Raw genomic sequence first — 3266 nt, forward strand, 5'->3', positions numbered from 1 at the left:
AACACAGTGGACGCGAGCAACTGAGGACAAGCCCTCGGCCTATTAGTACCGGTCACCTCCACACCTCACGGTGCTTCCAGATCCGGCCTATCAACCCAGTCGTCTACTGGGAGCCTTAACCCCTCCAAGGGGGTGGGAGTCCTCATCTCGAAGCAGGCTTCCCGCTTAGATGCTTTCAGCGGTTATCCCTCCCGAACGTAGCCAACCAGCCATGCCCTTGGCAGGACAACTGGCACACCAGAGGTTCGTCCGTCCCGGTCCTCTCGTACTAGGGACAGCCCTTCTCAAGACTCCTACGCGCACAGCGGATAGGGACCGAACTGTCTCACGACGTTCTAAACCCAGCTCGCGTACCGCTTTAATGGGCGAACAGCCCAACCCTTGGGACCGACTCCAGCCCCAGGATGCGACGAGCCGACATCGAGGTGCCAAACCATCCCGTCGATATGGACTCTTGGGGAAGATCAGCCTGTTATCCCCGGGGTACCTTTTATCCGTTGAGCGACGGCGCTTCCACAAGCCACCGCCGGATCACTAGTCCCGACTTTCGTCCCTGCTCGACCCGTCGGTCTCACAGTCAAGCTCCCTTGTGCACTTACACTCAACACCTGATTACCAACCAGGCTGAGGGAACCTTTGGGCGCCTCCGTTACTCTTTAGGAGGCAACCGCCCCAGTTAAACTACCCATCAGACACTGTCCCTGATCCGGATCACGGACCCAGGTTAGACATCCAGCACGACCAGAGTGGTATTTCAACAACGACTCCCCCTGAACTGGCGTCCAGAGTTCACAGTCTCCCACCTATCCTACACAAGCCGAACCGAACACCAATATCAAACTGTAGTAAAGGTCCCGGGGTCTTTCCGTCCTGCTGCGCGAAACGAGCATCTTTACTCGTAGTGCAATTTCACCGGGCCTATGGTTGAGACAGTCGAGAAGTCGTTACGCCATTCGTGCAGGTCGGAACTTACCCGACAAGGAATTTCGCTACCTTAGGATGGTTATAGTTACCACCGCCGTTTACTGGCGCTTAAGTTCTCAGCTTCGCCCCACCGAAATGGAGCTAACCGGTCCCCTTAACGTTCCAGCACCGGGCAGGCGTCAGTCCGTATACATCGCCTTACGGCTTCGCACGGACCTGTGTTTTTAGTAAACAGTCGCTTCTCGCTGGTCTCTGCGGCCACACCCAGCTCAGAGTGCAAGACTCATCACCAGACGTGGCCCCCCTTCTCCCGAAGTTACGGGGGCATTTTGCCGAGTTCCTTAACCATAGTTCACCCGAACGCCTCGGTATTCTCTACCTGACCACCTGAGTCGGTTTAGGGTACGGGCCGCCATGAAACTCGCTAGAGGCTTTTCTCGACAGCATAGGATCATCCACTTCACCACAATCGGCTCGGCATCAGGTCTCAGCCTCCATGTGCGGCGGATTTGCCTACCACACGGCCTACACCCTTACCCCGGGACAACCACCGCCCGGGCTGGACTACCTTCCTGCGTCACCCCATCACTTACCTACTACAAGTCTGGTTCGTCGGCTCCACCACTCCCCCTCACTCCGAAGAGATCAAGGGCGGCTTCACGGACTTAGCATCGCCTGATTCGATATTGGGCGTTTCAAAGCGGGTACCGGAATATCAACCGGTTGTCCATCGACTACGCCTGTCGGCCTCGCCTTAGGTCCCGACTTACCCTGGGCAGATCAGCTTGACCCAGGAACCCTTAGTCAATCGGCGCACACGTTTCCCACGTGTGTATCGCTACTCATGCCTGCATTCTCACTCGTGAACCGTCCACCACTGCCTTCCGGCGCGGCTTCACCCGGCACACGACGCTCCCCTACCCATCACAGTCCCCGTTGGGGGTATGTACTGCAATGACACGACTTCGGCGGTACGCTTGAGCCCCGCTACATTGTCGGCGCGGAATCACTTGACCAGTGAGCTATTACGCACTCTTTCAAGGGTGGCTGCTTCTAAGCCAACCTCCTGGTTGTCTCTGCGACTCCACATCCTTTCCCACTTAGCGTACGCTTAGGGGCCTTAGTCGATGCTCTGGGCTGTTTCCCTCTCGACCATGGAGCTTATCCCCCACAGTCTCACTGCCGCGCTCTCACTTACCGGCATTCGGAGTTTGGCTAAGGTCAGTAACCCGGTAGGGCCCATCGCCTATCCAGTGCTCTACCTCCGGCAAGAAACACACGACGCTGCACCTAAATGCATTTCGGGGAGAACCAGCTATCACGGAGTTTGATTGGCCTTTCACCCCTAACCACAGGTCATCCCCCAGGTTTTCAACCCTGGTGGGTTCGGTCCTCCACGACCTCTTACAGCCGCTTCAACCTGCCCATGGCTAGATCACTCCGCTTCGGGTCTTGAGCATGCTACTGAAACGCCCTGTTCGGACTCGCTTTCGCTACGGCTTCCCCACACGGGTTAACCTCGCAACACACCGCAAACTCGCAGGCTCATTCTTCAAAAGGCACGCAGTCACGACGCAGAGAATAAATTCTCTGCGCGACGCTCCCACGGCTTGTAGGCACACGGTTTCAGGTACTATTTCACTCCGCTCCCGCGGTACTTTTCACCATTCCCTCACGGTACTATCCGCTATCGGTCACCAGGGAATATTTAGGCTTAACGGGTGGTCCCGCCAGATTCACACGGGATTTCTCGGGCCCCGTGCTACTTGGGTGTCTCTCAAACAAGCCATAATGATTTCAGCTACGGGGGTCTTACCCTCTACGCCGGACCTTTCGCATGTCCTTCGCCTACCACTATGGTTTCTGACTTGTCTCACAGCCGGCAGACTGTGAAAGAGAGATCCCACAACCCCGCATGCGCAACCCCTGCCGGGTATCACACACATACGGTTTGGCCTCATCCGGTTTCGCTCGCCACTACTCCCGGAATCACGGTTGTTTTCTCTTCCTGAGGGTACTGAGATGTTTCACTTCCCCTCGTTCCCTCCACACTGCCTATGTGTTCAGCAGCGGGTGACAGCCCATGACGACTGCCGGGTTTCCCCATTCGGAAACCCCCGGATCAAAGCCTGGTTGACGACTCCCCGGGGACTATCGTGGCCTCCCACGTCCTTCATCGGTTCCTGGTGCCAAGGCATCCACCGTGCGCCCTTAAAAACTTGGCCACAGATGCTCGCGTCCACTGTGCAGTTCTCAAACAACGACCAACCACCCGCCACCCCACCCACAACAGGGCGAGTACACCGGGGCCGGCACGAAGACAACAAACCATGTGCATGGCC

1 rRNA gene is annotated in these 3266 nt (G+C 57.0%); it reads right to left on the reverse strand.

Going from position 1 to position 3266, the window contains the following annotated elements:
- Window positions 1-22: 22 nt before the first annotated feature.
- Window positions 23-3149, reverse strand: a 23S ribosomal RNA gene (locus ACWCRA_RS35125).
- Between the last annotated feature and the right edge of the window lie 117 nt (window positions 3150-3266).

The sequence above is a fragment of the Streptomyces sp. NPDC001889 genome (assembly GCF_053594535.1).